Below are 13,672 nucleotides of genomic sequence, written 5' to 3' on the forward strand. Positions count from 1 at the left end.
AAATCGTCATCGTCCACCTATCTGAAAATCTGAACGCGACAGCTGACCGAGCAGGCTTGAGAAGTATGGATCGCGGATGCCTTGGGCGAGGGCGCCCCTGTGAACTGCCCCCCAGGCGTCGAAGAAGGCTTTTGGCAGGACTTCCGCGACCTGCCCATCCTGCCATGGAGCAACTGGCTCGTCGGTCACCGTCAGGGTCACCGCCTTCAGCCGCACGCCGGGGCCGAACGTGGCCGCCAGATCCTCCGGGTCGACCTGTCGCACCGTCTTCGGATCGGTGATGTCGTCGAAGGTCACCATTGCCGGAAGGCAGCCCTTTGACACCGAAACCGCGGGCTTGCCCGCCTGACGAGGCACGTCGGCCAACCATTCTCCGCGCTGAAGGCCGCTATTCGAAGGGTTCCATGGGCCGCCCCATCCCAGCGCCTTTCCGGCGGCGCAGGCGTAGCGTTCTTCCGTCCCGCCCAAGAGCGCGAAGAGATAGCGGCCCGGTGCCACCTCGACCACCGTCGCCTCGCCGGAGAGTTCGTAGCTCACCTCGTTGCCCGACAGCGGTTGCTGCCCGAAGGCTGCGCGCACTTCAACGATCGCGGCCCCGGTCCTCATTCCTTCTGCGGTTTCCACTGTCAGTTCCAGCTTCTGGTGCCAGACGTGATGGTCCTGGAGGAAAAGGCTAAAGAACGGCCACAGCCAGATCGCGATTGCGGCCACCGCGCCAAGGGACAATATCCGAACGGCTTTTGTGGCGCTTTTCACGCGGCGACCCTTTCGCAGAACGACCGATCCCGGCGAAGCGCTATGTGGGCGTTCGCCGCGTCGTGGCTCGGGTTGGTCCTGAGTATTTCAAAGAGGTTTTCGGCCGACCGCAGATAGGTCATCGGGTCGAAGACGATCGCCTCGTTGCCATAGATCCGGCCTTGAAAGCCCGCGAGCCCGCCGCCCAGGGAGTGGCCTGTGAGGATGACGCTTTTCGCGCTGTCGTCGGGCTGCACGGCATCGAGGAAATCGGCGGCGAGCCGCGTCTGCTCCTTGAGGACGTTCCCGGCGCCGAGCGGCCAGCCCTCGGTCTGATCGGCGGCGAAATCCTCGGCGGGCGTGAAATCCGTCCCCCGGTAGGAGATTACCGTGCCGTAGGGCGTATCGTAGGCAATGGCGTAGAAGCCGGCGGCTTGCCAGGCGTCATATTGCTCGCGGCCGATTCCAACAAGCTGCCGGTCAATGATCGTCGATTCTCCAATCGACGTGTCGCCGCCAAGCTCAATGCCCGCACCGTACTCACGGTTGTAGGCGTCCATCGACAGGATGGCGAGGTAGAGGTCCTTGGAGATCGTCATTTGTACAATCCTGTCTTAAAGGCGCCTACATCAAAGTATTTTACGTCAGAGGAAATATTTTCCTCAGGGAAGCCCGGCGGATACTGGATGCGTGTTGCGGGGTCAGTCCGTCGCCCAATGACCGCTAAATCCCCCAACACCCCCTCGACCCGCCCCTCGGTCACCGGCTCCTCCGTCACCGCCAGCGTTACCGCCTTAAGCCGCACGCCGGGACCGAACGTGGCCGCCAGATCCTCCGGGTCGACCCGCCGCACCGACTTCGGGTCGGCTATGTCGTCGAAGGTGACGAACAGCGGGTATGCCTCGGATGGCAGCGGCACCGGCCGGTCCTTGGGCAGGGCCTTGATCAGCGCCATCGCCTCGACCGAACTGGCGTAGGCACCCTGCGGCACCGCCAACGCAAAACCGAGGTTGGCACCCGGCTCGCCGCGCCAGCCCTGCGCGCCCTTCAAGAGCGCAAAGAGCCAGCGTCCCGGTGTCACCTCGACCGCCACCGCCTCACCCTGCGGGTAGAAGCGCGACCGGGCGCCGTTGCTCGGTGTCGTCGTCCGGTGCGCCGCGTCCAGACCCTGCCAGCGGATGGCCTGCACCGCGCTGCCGCTGACTTCGCCCGAGGGCGTCTCGATCACCACCGCCATACGCTGGTGCCAGCTCTCCTCGACCGAGCCCGACGGGGGCAAGGGCAGGGCCAGCCGCAGAACCGGCCAGTCGTGGGCGATGACCGCGGCCAGCAGTACCAGAATGGCGACCGCGCCCCACTTCAGGATCGTGCTCATGCCACGGTGCCCTCGCGGCGATGAAGCCGGACCATCTCCCGCGCCCGCGCCGTGCCGGGTCGACAGGCGCGGCCAGACGTTCCTACTTTCGTCATTCCATCCGACCTTCTGGGGTTGGGTGAGTTCCCTGGCCGCCGCAGGCAGGCGGCCGGGGAAGATATGCCGTCACTCCGCCTTTTCGGGTCGGGAAGCATTGACGTTCTCCAGCGTCGACCCTCCCCAAGCCCGCCGATCTGAGGATGCAGCTGCAGTTCGCCTTCATTCACAATCAAGAGATTATGCAACCGCGTCTCAGGCTTCGAGTTCGGCGTCCCAGTAGAGGAAATCGACCCAGCTGTCGTGCAAATGGTTCGGCGGGAAGCGCCGGCCGGCGCGCTGCATGTCTTCGGCCGAGGGCTGGTAGGGCGGCCGTTTCAGCGTCAGGCCCGACTGTTTCAGCGGCTTGTTCGCCTTCCTGAGATTGCACGGTGCGCAGGCGGCGACGACGTTTTCCCAGCTCGTGATCCCGCCGCGCGACCGGGGCAGGACGTGGTCGAAGGTCAGATCGCCCTTCGAGCCGCAGTACTGGCAGCAGAATTCGTCTCTCAGAAAAAGATTGAAGCGCGTGAAGGCCACGCGCTTCTGGGGTTTGACGTAGTCCTTCAGCACCACCACCGACGGTATTCGGATCGCGGCGCGCTGGGAGCGCACGACCTCGTCGTACTCCGCGAGGATCATCACCCGGTCGAGGAAGACCGCCTTGATCGCCTCCTGCCAGGGCCAGAGCGACAGGGGATAGTAGGAGAGCGGGCGGAAGTCTGCGTTCAGCACCAGCGCCGGATAGTGCTTCAGGGCCGACGGCTCCCGCACGAAGCTGGTCCTGAACTCGATTTCGGCCGGTCTGTCGAGCATCTCAACAACGTCCTCGCCCTGCGTGCCGTCCGGCACCTGGGGCGGGAGCACCCGCCCCTGCTTATCAACAACTATATCTGGCGTATCGGCTCTGGCAAGCCCCGCTATCTGCTGTAAGCTGGTATCGCAGCAAAGTGACAGGGGAGTGACAGCAAAATGCCGGTCCCGCCCGTGCTCGGAACGCTCGAATCGGCGCTTTACGTCGATGACCTCGGCGCCGCCGAATCCTTTTATGCCGGAACGCTCGGCCTTCAGGTGGTCACCCGGCAGGAGGGACGGCATGTCTTCTTCCGTGCGGGCGACTCGCTCCTGCTGGTCTTCAACCCCGAAGCGACCGCGCATCCGCCGCGCCCGGGATCGCCGCTGCCGGTGCCGGGGCATGGCGCCAGCGGGCCGGGGCATTACTGTTTCAAGGTCGCGGCCGAGGCACTCGACACTTGGCGCGCGCATCTCGAAGCGGCCGGCATTGCGATAGAGGCGGATTTCCGCTGGCCGAACGGCGCGCGCTCGGTCTATGTGCGGGATCCCGCCGGAAACTCGGTGGAGTTCGCGGAACCCGCGCTCTGGTTCTGAGCGATTCGGACTGTCAGGGGGCGCCGATTCAGCGGCGCCGGTCGCGGCGATCGACGCGAACCGGCAGGCGCTGCGGCTGCGGACGGGACTGGAAAACCGCGAAAACAAGGGCAATGAGGGCAAGGGCGGTCATTGCGGCGAATTCCATGTCGGGCTCTCCTTCAGGTTCGTAACTGGAAACCTAGCGTCCCGCGCGGCGGTTTCAAGCCCCCGGAAGCTTCTCCTTGAGGAAGGCCAGCGCCACCGACAGACCGTCGGGCGCGATGCCGTGACCGGTGCCCTTCATCACATGGCCGTAGGTCTCGAACCCGGCATCCGTCAGCGCCTGCCCGGCGAGCCCCATCTCGGCGAAGGGCACCATCGGGTCGGCATCGCCGTGAACGAGCAGAACCGGCGGGCGCGACTGCGATTCCGCCGCGAGGCGCTGCGGTTCGAGCAGGCGTCCGGAGAAGCCGACGAGCCCGGCGACCGGCTGGCGCCGCCGCGGCAGGACATGGAGCGCCATCATCGTGCCTTGCGAGAAGCCGATCACCGCGAGCCGGTCAGGCGTAAGTCCCTCCTCGGCAAGGCGCGCGTCGAGGAAGGCGTCGATATCGCCGGAGGCGCGGATCAGGCCCGATGCGGCCTCGGCCTCGGTCGAACCATCAAGCCAGGGGATCGGGAACCATTGCCGGCCGAACGGGTTGCCGGCGCAGGGCTCGGGCGCGTCTGGCGCGACGAAGGCGGCGTCGGGCAGATGCGGCGACAAGGGATCGGCGAGGCCGAGAAGGTCGGCACCATCCGCACCGTAGCCGTGCAGGAAGACGATGAGCGAGGTCGCCCGCCCCGAGCGGGCCGGCTTGCGGCCGAATTGCAGTTCGCGTGTCATCTGATCCCCTCGCGGCTCCTCATGCGCCGGTAGTAGGCCCAGAGCGCGCGCGCCGCAATGGCCCGCCACGGGCTCCAGTCCTCGGCCATCGCGCGGAGCGCGCGTTCGTTCGGCCGGTCGGGCAGGTCGAAGAGCATCCGCGCCGCCTCCTGCAGCGCGAGATCGCCGGGCGCGAAGACATCGGCGCGGCCGAGCGAGATGATCGCGTAGATCTCCGCCGTCCAGCGCCCGATGCCGGGCAGCGCGGTGAGCGTGGTGATGACCTCGGAATCCGTTGCCTCCCGCAGGCCCGCATAGTCGAGCCGCGCCTCGGCGAGCGCCTGGGCGTAGCGGATCTTCTGCCGGCTGAGGCCGCAGTCCCTCAGCGCCGCTTCGCCGGCTGTCGCAACGGCGTCCTCGGTGACGAGGCCGGCGGCCTCGAGCCGCGCCCAGAGGGCCGAGGCCGAGGCGGTCGAAACCTGCTGACCGAGGATCGCGTCGAGGAGTGCGGCGAAGCCATCGGGCTTGCGGCGGAGGGGCAATGGCCCCGTTTCACCAAGAAGCACCGCAAAGCGCTGCTCGCGCGCGGCGAGCCAGGCGGCTCCCTCGGCGACACAGGCGGGCGTCTCGATGATGCGGCCGACCATCGGCTCAGACCGGGAGATCGCCGGGCGGATTGCGCAGGAGCCGCGCCATCGCCCCCATCGCCCGGTTGAACTCGGCCTCGCTCAGCGCCCCGTTCAGCGCAATCCGCACCGCGTTCGGCGTGTGGCTCTCGATCAGCGCAAACTCGTCGGCAGAGCGCACGAGCACGCCCTGGGCCTCGGCCTCGCGGGCGAAGGTCGAGGCGCGCCAACCCTGCGGAAGGCGCAGCCAGACGAAGGCGAGGCCCTTCTGCCAGGACAGGTCGAAGGCGCCGAGGATATTGAGCGTCATCTCGAGCCGGCGGGCAAAGACCTCCTGCACGCGGTCGCGCAAACGCGCCGCCTCGCCCGAGGCAAGGAGCGCGTGGACGATGTCCGTCACCGGGCGGGCGAGGCCGAAGCAGGAATGCTGCATCGCCAGTCGGCCCGCCTCGCCAAGCCCGGTCGGGCAGACGATGGCGCCGAAGCGCAGCCCCGCCACGAGCGACTTCGAGATCGAGGTCACATGCCAGGTCCGTTCCGGCGCGATCGCACGGAGCGCGGGGTCGGCGGTGGCATGGACCGAGTAGCAATCGTCCTCGATGATCTGCAGGTCGTGGCGCCGCGCCACATCGGCGATGGCGGCCCTACGTTCGGGCGGCATCCGCACGGTCGTGGGGTTCTGCGCATCGGTGGTGACGCAGACGATCCGCGCGCCGGAGCGGCGGCAGGCCGTGTCAAGCGCCTCGGCAGTCATGCCGGCGCCGTCGATCTCCACCGGCACGATCTCGGCCCGGTTGAGCCTCGCGGCGTGGCGGAAGCCCGGATAGGCCAGCTCCTCGCACAGCACCTGCGGCCGTGCTCCCTTGAGGCAGCATTGCAGGGCGAGGTTGATCCCGTTCTGCCCACCTTGTGTCAATACAATGTCCTCGGCGGTGATCGGACCGAGCACCCGGTCGGACAGCCAGTCGACGAAGGCCGCCCGAAGCGGGCCGTCGCGGCGCAAGCCGGGATAGCCGAGATAGTCCGTGCAGGCTCCCGTTGCGAGTTGTGCAAGCACAGATTGAATCGCCCCCCCCTGCCCGACGTCGGGCAATTGCGGGGTGCGCAGGTCGACCGGGCCGGACGCCGGCTCGGCCGCCGATCGTCCAACCGGGCGATACTCTGCCATAAGCGGTTGAGATGGGCCGAATCTCGGCCGCGAGGAGGCGACGAACGTACCGCGTCCGACCGAGGCTTCGAGCAGTCCCTCCTGGGTCGCGATCTGGTAGGCGCGCGCCACGGTGCCGGGCGTCATGCCGAGCCGCCAGGCAAGATCGCGCACCGGCGGCAACCGCGCACCCTCGGGCAAGTCGCCCGTCCGAACCGCCTCGCGCAGAGAGCGCGACAGGGCGAGATATTTCGGCCCGTCGAAACTTCCGAGGTCCGGGAGCCAACTTGTATCCGTCACAATGTACCTGTGGCGCTCATGCTTTCACCAATGTACTTGTACAAATACCAGCTATTTTCAATTGTATCAATACAAAAGGTGCATCATGGACCAGCTTGCAAAACCTTCCCCGAACGCAATCACACCCCTGGGACGCGTTTCGGTTTTTGTGCTGTACCAGTTCGGCTACCGGACGATCGCGGCCTGGGCCGCACGCCGCCGCAGCCGACATGCACTCGCCCGCCTCGACGACCAGCTCCTTAAGGATATCGGCGTGGACCGCCTCACGCGCGACCGCGAAGTCCTCGCGCCATTCTGGCGCTAGAACCGGGTCCCGTCCCTCCCCGACGGCTGACCCTTTTCCTCGGCCGGGCCCTGCCCGGCCGCTTTTTTTTAGTACGGCCTTAGGCCACCGCTTCGATCGCGATCGAGCGGCGCTTCAGTTCTGAATAGAGCGCCGGCAGGACCCGGGTCTGGTTGACCGCGTGGCGCAGCACATCACCGATCACGTTTTCCTGCGCCTGCGACCGCACGCGCCACACCATGCGACGCTTGACGCCATCGTCATAGACGATCTCGACGGCGCCCGACGGCGCCTTGCGGAGCGCAAGGAAATCGAAGCCCCCGAGGGAGCTGTGGTAGGACATCTGGATGGGCATTTTCTGCTCGTTTTATCTGCCTCAATGAGACGAACATGGGGGCATGCCAAGCCTTGCGTCAATCGGCCCGCCCCACACATCCGCGTGAGCGCGTCAATGCCGCAACAATGTAAACACGTCATGAAAATACGAAAAGGGCGCGGCCCGCAGGCCGCGCCCCAGATCTTGCGGTCCGGCAGATGCCGGAAGCGAAATCAGCGCTTCGAGAACTGGAAGGACCGGCGCGCTTTGCGCTTGCCGTATTTCTTCCGTTCGACGACGCGGCTGTCGCGGGTCAGGAAGCCCGCGGCCTTCAGCGCCGGGCGCAGCGAGGGCTCATAGAGCTGCAGCGCGCGGCTGATTCCGTGCTTCACCGCGCCGGCCTGGCCCGAGAGGCCGCCGCCGACGACGGTCGCCATCACGTCGAACTGGCCTTCGACATTGGCAACCTGAAACGGCTGCTTGAGGATCATCTGCAGAACCGGACGCGCGAAGTAGGCGTTGATGTCCTTGCCGTTGACGGTGACCTTGCCGGAGCCCGGCTTGATCCAGACGCGGGCGACCGCGTCCTTGCGCTTGCCGGTGGCGTAGGAGCGGCCCAGTTCGTCGCGGACCGGCTCACGCGGAGCCTCAGCTTCGACGGCGGCGGCAGTGCCCGAGACCGCCGACTTCAGATCGTCGAGGGATTTGATTTCGTCGGCCATGCTCATGCGCTCCGGGTGTTCTTCGGGTTCATCGACTTGACGTCGAGGACTTCGGGGGCTTGCGCCTCATGCGGATGCTCGGCACCGGCGTAGACGCGCAGGTTCGACATCTGCTGCTTGCCGAGACGGTTGCGCGAGATCATGCGCTCCACCGCCTTGATCACGACGCGCTCGGGATGGGCGCCATCGAGCACCTGGCCCGCGGTGCGGAACTTGATCCCGCCCGGGTGGCCGGTGTGCCAGTAGTAACGCTTGTCGGCACGCTTGTTGCCGGTCATCTGCACCTTGTCGGCATTGATGACGATCACGTTGTCGCCCATGTCCATGTGCGGCGTGAAGGTTGCCTTGTGCTTGCCACGCAGGCGCATGGCGACGATCGTGGCGAGGCGGCCCAGAACGACGCCCTCGGCGTCGATCAGGATCCACTTCTTCTCGATCTCCGCCGGTTTCGCGGTATAGGTTTTCATTGTCAGCCCTTCGAGTTCGGGATCGAAAGGACGCCCCACGGGCGCCCGGAATTCAGATGGGGGCTTTTCCGCAATTCGCTTGCCGCCGTCAAGAGGGCGTTTGCGTATTTAAGCACACGTTTTCAATGGCTTACAAAATAGGTATTAAAATACCCCAATTTTCCACCGCCCGCCCCGCCAGAGTCAGCGCCGCGGCGGTATCGAATAGGTCATCGAGGCCCGGGCAACCGGCTCTTCCTGGCCGTCCGAGCGGATCAGCACGTCGCCGACCGCGAGCACGCGGCCGAGCTTCAGGAGCCGCGCCGTGCCGATCAGGTCGGCGCCGGCGACCGGCTTCCTGAGGAAATCGACGCCGCCGTTCGTCGTCACCGCAAGCGCCACCGGCCCGATCCGCGCGAGGATCGCGAGATAGACCGCCACGTCGGCAAGCCCGAAGATCGAGGGGCCGGAGACGGTGCCGCCCGGCCTCAGGTGGCGGTCGGTGACCTTGAGCCGCACCACGATCCCGTCCTCGGTCAGCCGCTCGATCCGGAAGTCGGACTCGACCTGGGGAAACTCCCGCACCAGAAAAGCGGCCAGATCGGCCTCGTTCATCACCGTCGCCATCTTCCCTCTCCTCCCGCGTCCCCCTAGACTTCGCCAAACCGGCGAGGAATGACAAGATGAGCGACCCGATCCTTCTGCGCGACGACCACGGCGGCATCGCCACGCTGACGCTGAACGCGCCGGCGAGCCTCAACGCGCTCTCGGACGCGATGCTCGCGGCGCTGAAGGCCGAGTTTGCCCGCCTCGCCGGGGATGGCACGATCCGCGCGATCGTCCTCAAGGGCGCGGGCAAGGCGTTCTGCGCCGGCCACGACCTCAAGGAGATGCAGGCCGGGCGGCAGTCCCCCGACAGGGGCCGCGCCTATTTCGCCGATCTCTTCGCCCGCTGCGCCGAGGTGATGCAGTTGATCCCCGCCCTGCCCCAGCCGGTCATCGCCGAGGTCCAGGGCATCGCCACCGCCGCCGGCTGCCAACTGGTCGCGACCTGCGACATGGCGGTTGCAGCCGAAGGCACCCGCTTCGGTGTGAACGGGGTCAACATCGGGCTCTTCTGCTCGACCCCGATGGTGGCACTGTCGCGAAACGTGCCGCGCAAGGTCGCCTTCGAGATGCTGACAACGGGCCAGTTCATCGACGCCACCCGCGCCGCCGAGGTCGGTCTCGTCAACCGGGTCGTGCAGGCCGAGGCGCTCGGCGCCGAGACCCGCGCACTCGCCGAGACGGTGGCGCAGAAACTCACCGCCGCCGTGAAGATCGGCAAACGCGCCTTCTACGACCAGATCGAAATGACCCGCGACGCGGCCTATGACCACGCCGCCGCCGTCATGGTCGAGAACATGCTCTGGCGCGACACCGAGGAGGGGATCAGCGCCTTCCTCGAAAAGCGCCGGCCCGACTGGTCCTGACCCTCGTCTTCTTTTCCCAAGTATCCCGGGGGTGAATGCGGCGCAGCCGCAGGGGGGGCAGCGCCCCCTCTGCCGCCCTCGGCAAGCGCCGGAGGCTCAGATTCCGCGCGTCCTGAGCCACAAGGCCAGCGCGACGGCGCCGAGCGCGAGGAGCAGCGTGACCGAGAGCAGGAGCGTCACGCCCCCCGCCCCGATCAGCAAAGCCCCGAGGAACGGCGCCGCCGCCCCGGCAGTCAGCGGCGCGATCGCCAGCGCGCCACTCAGCGCGCCGAAGTTCTCGTACCCCAAGGCCTCCGCGGTCAGGAGCGGCCGGAGGATCGAGGCGATGCCGATCGACGATCCCTGGCAGACCGCGTAGAGGAACAGAAGCCACGCCTCGCCGGAGGCAACAAGCAGCGCCACGCTCGCGGCGCACATGACGAGCGCGATCGCCCGCGCCGCCGCCCCGGCATGGATCCGCGCCCCGCCAAGCATCAACGCGACCCGCCCCGCGACCTGCATCGGTCCGACCGAGGAGGCCACGAGCACCGCGAGGCCGGGTGCCGCGCCGCGGTCGGTGAGGACCGGCAGCGCGAAGGTGAAGAGCATCGTGTGATTGCCCATCATCAGCCCAAAAAGACCGGCGAGCGCCCAGAACTCCGGCCGCCGCAGTGCCGCCCGGATCGCGCCCTTCGGCGTCTCGGCAAGGGGCGCCCCGCGCCGTTCACCGCGCCGGAGCAGCGCCACCCCGGCGACATTCGCCGGCACCGCGATCAGAACCTGCAGGACGGCGAAGGTGACGAGCGCGCCGCGCCAGCCGAACTCGGCACCCGACCAGGCCCCGATCGGGAAGGCGAGCGTCGAGGCGAAACCCGCGACCAGCGTCACCCGGATGATCGCCGGCCGGGCGTCGCGGCCGAGCCGCCGGGTCAGGAAGGAAAAGCAGGTCTCGTAGAGGCTCGCCGCCTGCGCCGCGCCGATCACCACCCAGAGGCCGAGCCAGAGGCCGATATGCGTCACCTGCGACAGCGCGATGAGGCAGGCCGCGCCCAGGGCCGCCGCGCCGCCGAGGAGAAGCCCGCCGAGCCCGCGATCGACGAGCCGCCCTGAATACGGCGCGAGCAGCGCCTGGGTCAGGAGCGCCAGCGTCGGCCCGAGCGACAGCTCCGCCCGGCTCCAGCCGCTGCCGGATTCGAGCGCGAGCAGGATCGCGCCGAAGACATAGACGAGCGAGGCGAACCCGAGCGTCTGGCCGATCGCGAGCAGCCAGACACCGAGACGCTCCGCCCGCGCCATCGGTCAGAGCCCGTAGATCGCGCGGAACTTCGCCTCGAGATAGTCGAGAAGCGGCTCCTCCGAGGGCGCAGAACCGCAGGCGCGCGCGATCACCTCGGCCGGGCGGTAGAGCCCGCCGTGACGCTGCACCTTCTCGCGCAGCCAGTCGGTCGCCGGCCGCGCGTCGCCGGAGGCGAGTGCGGCATCGAGATCCGGCAGATCCGCCCTGAGCGCGGCATGGAGGCAGCCCGCATAGACATTGCCGAGCGCATAGGTCGGGAAATAGCCGAAGAGCCCCACCGACCAGTGCACGTCCTGCAGCACCCCGTGCGCCGGCCGGTCCACCGCCACCCCGAAATCCCGCGCGAAGCGCGTGTTCCAGGCATCCTCGAGATCGGCGACCTCGAGCCCGCCGCCGAACAGCGCGCGTTCCAGGTCGAACCGCATCATGATGTGGAGGTTGTAATGCACCTCGTCCGCCTCGGTGCGGATAAAGCCGGCCGAAACCCGGTTCACGGTGCGGTAGAACTCCTCGGCCGAGCCGACACTGAGCCCGCCGAAGACCGCGTGCATCTGGCCGTGGAGCCAGCCGGTGAAGGCGCGGCAGCGGCCGATCTGGTTCTCGTAGATCCGGCTCTGGCTCTCGTGCACGCCCATCGAGACGCCCTGCCCCAGGGGCGTGAGGAAATGCGCGGCATCGATGCCAAGCTCGTAGGTCGCGTGGCCGACCTCGTGGATCGTCGAGTAGAAGCAGTTGAAAGGGTCGGTCTCCACGACCCGCGTGGTGATCCGGGCATCGTTGCCGGATCCCGAGGAGAACGGATGCACCGCGAGGTCGAGCCGCCCCCGGTTCCAGTCGTAGCCGAAGGCCGTGGCGAGATCGCGGGCAAGACCGATCTGGCGCGCCTCGGCGAACTGCCCGGTGAGCGGCGCGGGCGGGTTCGCCGCGCCGAGGACCGCCTCGCGCAGGTCCACGAGCCGCGGCCGCATCCGGTCAAACATCGCGGCGATGCCCTGGGCCGTCGCCTCCGGTTCGTAATCGTCGAGAAGCGCGTCGTAGGCATCGCCCGCTCCGAACCCGGCAGCGGCCAGCGCGTGCCCCTTCTCGCGCGACAGCGCCACGACCTTTTCAAGCGTCGGCAGGAAATGCGCGACATCGTCGCGCGCCCGCGCCTCGGCCCAGATGCCCTGCGCGAGGCTCGTGACGCGCGCGAATTCCGAAGCGAGCCGCGCGGGGACCGCGGCATTGCGCCGGTAGGCGCGGCCGATGAGCTCGAGCGCCCGTGCGCCGGCCGGATCCGGCGCCTCGGCCGCGTCGAGCCAGTCGCCCACGCGCGGATCGGTGCGGCGGGCATGGAGCACGCCCTCGATCGCGGCCATCTCCTCGCCGCGCTGCTCGGCAGCACCCTCGGGCATCACCGTCTCCTGGTCCCAGCCCAGCCGGCCGGCGATCTGCGCCAGCGCCTCGGTCTCGCGCTGGAAGGCCATGAGAGCGGCGAAGGCGGTCATTTGCGGCCCCTTATGGTTGCGACGATCGGGTACTGCGCCCGGTGACGGGCGCGCAGGATCAGCACCCAGAGCACGACCGCGCCCAACTGGTGCACGAGTCCGAGAGCCAGCGGCGCGGCATGGAGCACCGTGACGATGCCGAGGACGAGCTGCCCGAAGAGCATCGCCGCCATCCAGTCGAACGCGGTCCGCGTCGCCGGATGCGCCGAGCCGCGCGCACGCCACCAGGCAAAGAGCCCGAAGGCAAACATAAGATAGCCCGCCATGCGGTGGGTGAACTGCACCAGCCCTGGATTCTCGAAGAATGCCAGCACCACCGGCCCGCCGTCGGGAAGATAGAAGGCATCGGCGGGAAAGAAGCTCTCGCCCATCAGCGGCCAGGTCGGGAAGGCACGGCCCGCGTCGATCCCGGCGACAAGCGCGCCGAGAAGGATCTGCAGGAAGGCGAAATGCATCACCCCGGTCGAGAGCGCGAAAAGCTTTGCCTCGCGCGACCGTCGCGCCTGCAGAAGCTCGGAATCGCGCCGGGCGAGCGACAGGATGTACCAGGCGATGAGGCCGAGGATCACGAAGGCGATGCCGAGATGGATCGCGAGCCTGTAGGAGGCGACATCGACCATCCGGCCGGTCAGCCCCGAGGCCACCATCCACCAGCCGATCGCGCCCTGCAGCCCGCCAAGCGCCCCGAGCCCCAGAAGCCGCCCGGTCCAGCCGGCGGGCAGCCGCTTCGTCGCCCAGAAGAACACGAAGCCCGCCGCCCAGACGAGGCCGATGACCCGGCCAAGCTGGCGATGCCCCCATTCCCACCAGTAGATCGTCTTGAAGGCGGCAAGATCCATCAGCCGGTTCTGGAGCTGGAATTCCGGGCTTTCCTGGTATCTCTCGAACTCGGCCTGCCATGCGGCCTCGTCCATCGGCGGCAGCGCGCCGGTGATCGGGCGCCACTCGGTGATCGAGAGCCCGCTGTCGGTGAGCCGCGTCAGCCCGCCCACCGCGATCATTGCCACCACGAGCGCGAAGAGCACCGCGAGCCAGACCCGGATCGCCCCCCGCGCGCCGCCGCGGCCCTTGTCGATCATGCCGCCCTGCGGGCCTTCCGCGGGTTTCGCCCCCTGCCCGACGTCCTCGAAGATGCTGCGTTTGCCGGCCATGGCCCCCTCCGTTCAACGCGCGGGA

At 67.9% G+C, this 13,672-nt stretch carries 17 protein-coding genes; 3 read left to right on the forward strand and 14 right to left on the reverse strand.

Translation table 11 applies throughout. The features are described 5' to 3' along the window. Positions 1–6: 6 nt before the first annotated feature. The 4 genes from OEZ60_RS11585 to OEZ60_RS11600 all read right to left on the reverse strand — a co-directional run bounded on the left by OEZ60_RS11585 (position 7) and on the right by OEZ60_RS11600 (position 3,001). A complete protein-coding gene (locus tag OEZ60_RS11585) occupies positions 7–756 on the reverse strand; it encodes a hypothetical protein (protein ID WP_263336229.1) in 750 nt (249 codons plus the stop codon). Then, positions 753–1,334 (reverse strand): alpha/beta hydrolase family protein, encoded by a 582-nt coding sequence (locus OEZ60_RS11590; RefSeq protein ID WP_263336232.1) that lies wholly within the window; start codon positions 1,332–1,334, stop codon positions 753–755. The genes OEZ60_RS11585 and OEZ60_RS11590 overlap by 4 nt, the downstream gene beginning before the upstream one ends. Further along, positions 1,331–2,110, reverse strand: a complete 780-nt coding sequence (locus tag OEZ60_RS11595; RefSeq protein WP_263336235.1) for a hypothetical protein — start codon at positions 2,108–2,110, stop codon at positions 1,331–1,333. The genes OEZ60_RS11590 and OEZ60_RS11595 overlap by 4 nt, the downstream gene beginning before the upstream one ends. A gap of 291 nt (positions 2,111–2,401) precedes the next feature. Then, a complete protein-coding gene (locus OEZ60_RS11600; protein ID WP_263336569.1) occupies positions 2,402–3,001 on the reverse strand; it encodes an HNH endonuclease in 600 nt (199 codons plus the stop codon). A gap of 156 nt (positions 3,002–3,157) precedes the next feature. Here OEZ60_RS11600 and OEZ60_RS11605 point away from each other — a divergent pair, with 156 nt between their 5' ends. Continuing rightward, a complete protein-coding gene (locus OEZ60_RS11605) occupies positions 3,158–3,574 on the forward strand; it encodes a VOC family protein (protein ID WP_263336239.1) in 417 nt (138 codons plus the stop codon). Positions 3,575–3,776: 202 nt separating this feature from the next. Here the strand turns inward: OEZ60_RS11605 and OEZ60_RS11610 are convergent, their stop codons facing one another. From OEZ60_RS11610 to OEZ60_RS11620, 3 genes are read right to left on the reverse strand one after another with little or no spacing between them, the layout of a single operon-like run. Continuing rightward, on the reverse strand, positions 3,777–4,442 hold the full coding sequence (locus tag OEZ60_RS11610) for an alpha/beta hydrolase (RefSeq protein ID WP_263336241.1): 666 nt from the start codon (positions 4,440–4,442) through the stop codon (positions 3,777–3,779). Further along, positions 4,439–5,068 carry a DNA-3-methyladenine glycosylase family protein gene (locus OEZ60_RS11615; RefSeq protein ID WP_263336243.1) on the reverse strand — a complete coding sequence of 210 codons (630 nt, stop codon included), beginning with the start codon at positions 5,066–5,068 and terminating at the stop codon, positions 4,439–4,441. The genes OEZ60_RS11610 and OEZ60_RS11615 overlap by 4 nt, the downstream gene beginning before the upstream one ends. 4 nt (positions 5,069–5,072) lie before the next feature. Beyond that, positions 5,073–6,494 carry an aminotransferase-like domain-containing protein gene (locus tag OEZ60_RS11620; protein WP_263336245.1) on the reverse strand — a complete coding sequence of 474 codons (1,422 nt, stop codon included), beginning with the start codon at positions 6,492–6,494 and terminating at the stop codon, positions 5,073–5,075. Between the two features lie 85 nt (positions 6,495–6,579). Between OEZ60_RS11620 and OEZ60_RS11625 the strand changes: the two genes are divergently transcribed. Then, complete coding sequence (locus OEZ60_RS11625; protein WP_263336248.1) at positions 6,580–6,798, forward strand: DUF1127 domain-containing protein; 219 nt, start codon at positions 6,580–6,582, stop codon at positions 6,796–6,798. 79 nt (positions 6,799–6,877) lie between these two features. Here the strand turns inward: OEZ60_RS11625 and OEZ60_RS11630 are convergent, their stop codons facing one another. The 4 genes from OEZ60_RS11630 to OEZ60_RS11645 all read right to left on the reverse strand — a co-directional run bounded on the left by OEZ60_RS11630 (position 6,878) and on the right by OEZ60_RS11645 (position 8,888). Beyond that, on the reverse strand, positions 6,878–7,132 hold the full coding sequence (locus OEZ60_RS11630) for a hypothetical protein (RefSeq protein WP_263336251.1): 255 nt from the start codon (positions 7,130–7,132) through the stop codon (positions 6,878–6,880). A 194-nt stretch (positions 7,133–7,326) separates the two neighbouring features. Then, complete coding sequence (rpsI, locus tag OEZ60_RS11635; protein WP_263336253.1) at positions 7,327–7,815, reverse strand: 30S ribosomal protein S9; 489 nt, start codon at positions 7,813–7,815, stop codon at positions 7,327–7,329. Between the two features lie 2 nt (positions 7,816–7,817). Continuing rightward, positions 7,818–8,282, reverse strand: a complete 465-nt coding sequence (rplM, locus tag OEZ60_RS11640) for a 50S ribosomal protein L13 (protein ID WP_263336256.1) — start codon at positions 8,280–8,282, stop codon at positions 7,818–7,820. 183 nt (positions 8,283–8,465) lie between these two features. Continuing rightward, positions 8,466–8,888: a PaaI family thioesterase gene (locus OEZ60_RS11645; RefSeq protein ID WP_263336259.1), complete on the reverse strand. Its 423-nt coding sequence runs from the start codon at positions 8,886–8,888 to the stop codon at positions 8,466–8,468. Between the two features lie 56 nt (positions 8,889–8,944). Here OEZ60_RS11645 and OEZ60_RS11650 point away from each other — a divergent pair, with 56 nt between their 5' ends. After that, positions 8,945–9,733 (forward strand): enoyl-CoA hydratase, encoded by a 789-nt coding sequence (locus OEZ60_RS11650; RefSeq protein WP_263336262.1) that lies wholly within the window; start codon positions 8,945–8,947, stop codon positions 9,731–9,733. A 96-nt stretch (positions 9,734–9,829) separates the two neighbouring features. Here the strand turns inward: OEZ60_RS11650 and OEZ60_RS11655 are convergent, their stop codons facing one another. Genes OEZ60_RS11655 through ctaA form a run of 3 tightly spaced genes read right to left on the reverse strand, consistent with a single transcriptional unit; the run spans position 9,830 to position 13,647 of the window. Next, positions 9,830–11,008 carry an MFS transporter gene (locus tag OEZ60_RS11655; RefSeq protein WP_263336265.1) on the reverse strand — a complete coding sequence of 393 codons (1,179 nt, stop codon included), beginning with the start codon at positions 11,006–11,008 and terminating at the stop codon, positions 9,830–9,832. A 3-nt stretch (positions 11,009–11,011) separates the two neighbouring features. Then, on the reverse strand, positions 11,012–12,496 hold the full coding sequence (locus tag OEZ60_RS11660) for a carboxypeptidase M32 (RefSeq protein WP_263336268.1): 1,485 nt from the start codon (positions 12,494–12,496) through the stop codon (positions 11,012–11,014). Further along, the gene (gene ctaA / locus OEZ60_RS11665) at positions 12,493–13,647 is read right to left on the reverse strand and encodes a heme A synthase (protein WP_263336271.1); all 1,155 of its coding nucleotides are present in this window, start codon (positions 13,645–13,647) and stop codon (positions 12,493–12,495) included. The genes OEZ60_RS11660 and ctaA overlap by 4 nt, the downstream gene beginning before the upstream one ends. Between the last annotated feature and the right edge of the window lie 25 nt (positions 13,648–13,672).

The organism is Albidovulum salinarum (assembly GCF_025673475.1).
Lineage (GTDB): Bacteria > Pseudomonadota > Alphaproteobacteria > Rhodobacterales > Rhodobacteraceae > Albidovulum > Albidovulum salinarum.

Bases quoted from the DNA above. Each gene is read 5' to 3' on its own strand.
- OEZ60_RS11590 (WP_263336232.1), bottom strand. From the start codon at position 1,334: ATGACGATCTCCAAGGACCTCTACCTCGCCATCCTGTCGATGGACGCC.
- OEZ60_RS11595 (WP_263336235.1), bottom strand. From the start codon at position 2,110: ATGAGCACGATCCTGAAGTGGGGCGCGGTCGCCATTCTGGTACTGCTG.
- OEZ60_RS11600 (WP_263336569.1), bottom strand. From the start codon at position 3,001: ATGCTCGACAGACCGGCCGAAATCGAGTTCAGGACCAGCTTCGTGCGG.
- OEZ60_RS11605 (WP_263336239.1), top strand. From the start codon at position 3,158: ATGCCGGTCCCGCCCGTGCTCGGAACGCTCGAATCGGCGCTTTACGTC.
- OEZ60_RS11610 (WP_263336241.1), bottom strand. From the start codon at position 4,442: ATGACACGCGAACTGCAATTCGGCCGCAAGCCGGCCCGCTCGGGGCGG.
- OEZ60_RS11615 (WP_263336243.1), bottom strand. From the start codon at position 5,068: ATGGTCGGCCGCATCATCGAGACGCCCGCCTGTGTCGCCGAGGGAGCC.
- OEZ60_RS11625 (WP_263336248.1), top strand. From the start codon at position 6,580: ATGGACCAGCTTGCAAAACCTTCCCCGAACGCAATCACACCCCTGGGA.
- OEZ60_RS11630 (WP_263336251.1), bottom strand. From the start codon at position 7,132: ATGCCCATCCAGATGTCCTACCACAGCTCCCTCGGGGGCTTCGATTTC.
- rpsI (WP_263336253.1), bottom strand. From the start codon at position 7,815: ATGGCCGACGAAATCAAATCCCTCGACGATCTGAAGTCGGCGGTCTCG.
- rplM (WP_263336256.1), bottom strand. From the start codon at position 8,282: ATGAAAACCTATACCGCGAAACCGGCGGAGATCGAGAAGAAGTGGATC.
- OEZ60_RS11645 (WP_263336259.1), bottom strand. From the start codon at position 8,888: ATGGCGACGGTGATGAACGAGGCCGATCTGGCCGCTTTTCTGGTGCGG.
- OEZ60_RS11650 (WP_263336262.1), top strand. From the start codon at position 8,945: ATGAGCGACCCGATCCTTCTGCGCGACGACCACGGCGGCATCGCCACG.
- OEZ60_RS11655 (WP_263336265.1), bottom strand. From the start codon at position 11,008: ATGGCGCGGGCGGAGCGTCTCGGTGTCTGGCTGCTCGCGATCGGCCAG.
- OEZ60_RS11660 (WP_263336268.1), bottom strand. From the start codon at position 12,496: ATGACCGCCTTCGCCGCTCTCATGGCCTTCCAGCGCGAGACCGAGGCG.
- ctaA (WP_263336271.1), bottom strand. From the start codon at position 13,647: ATGGCCGGCAAACGCAGCATCTTCGAGGACGTCGGGCAGGGGGCGAAA.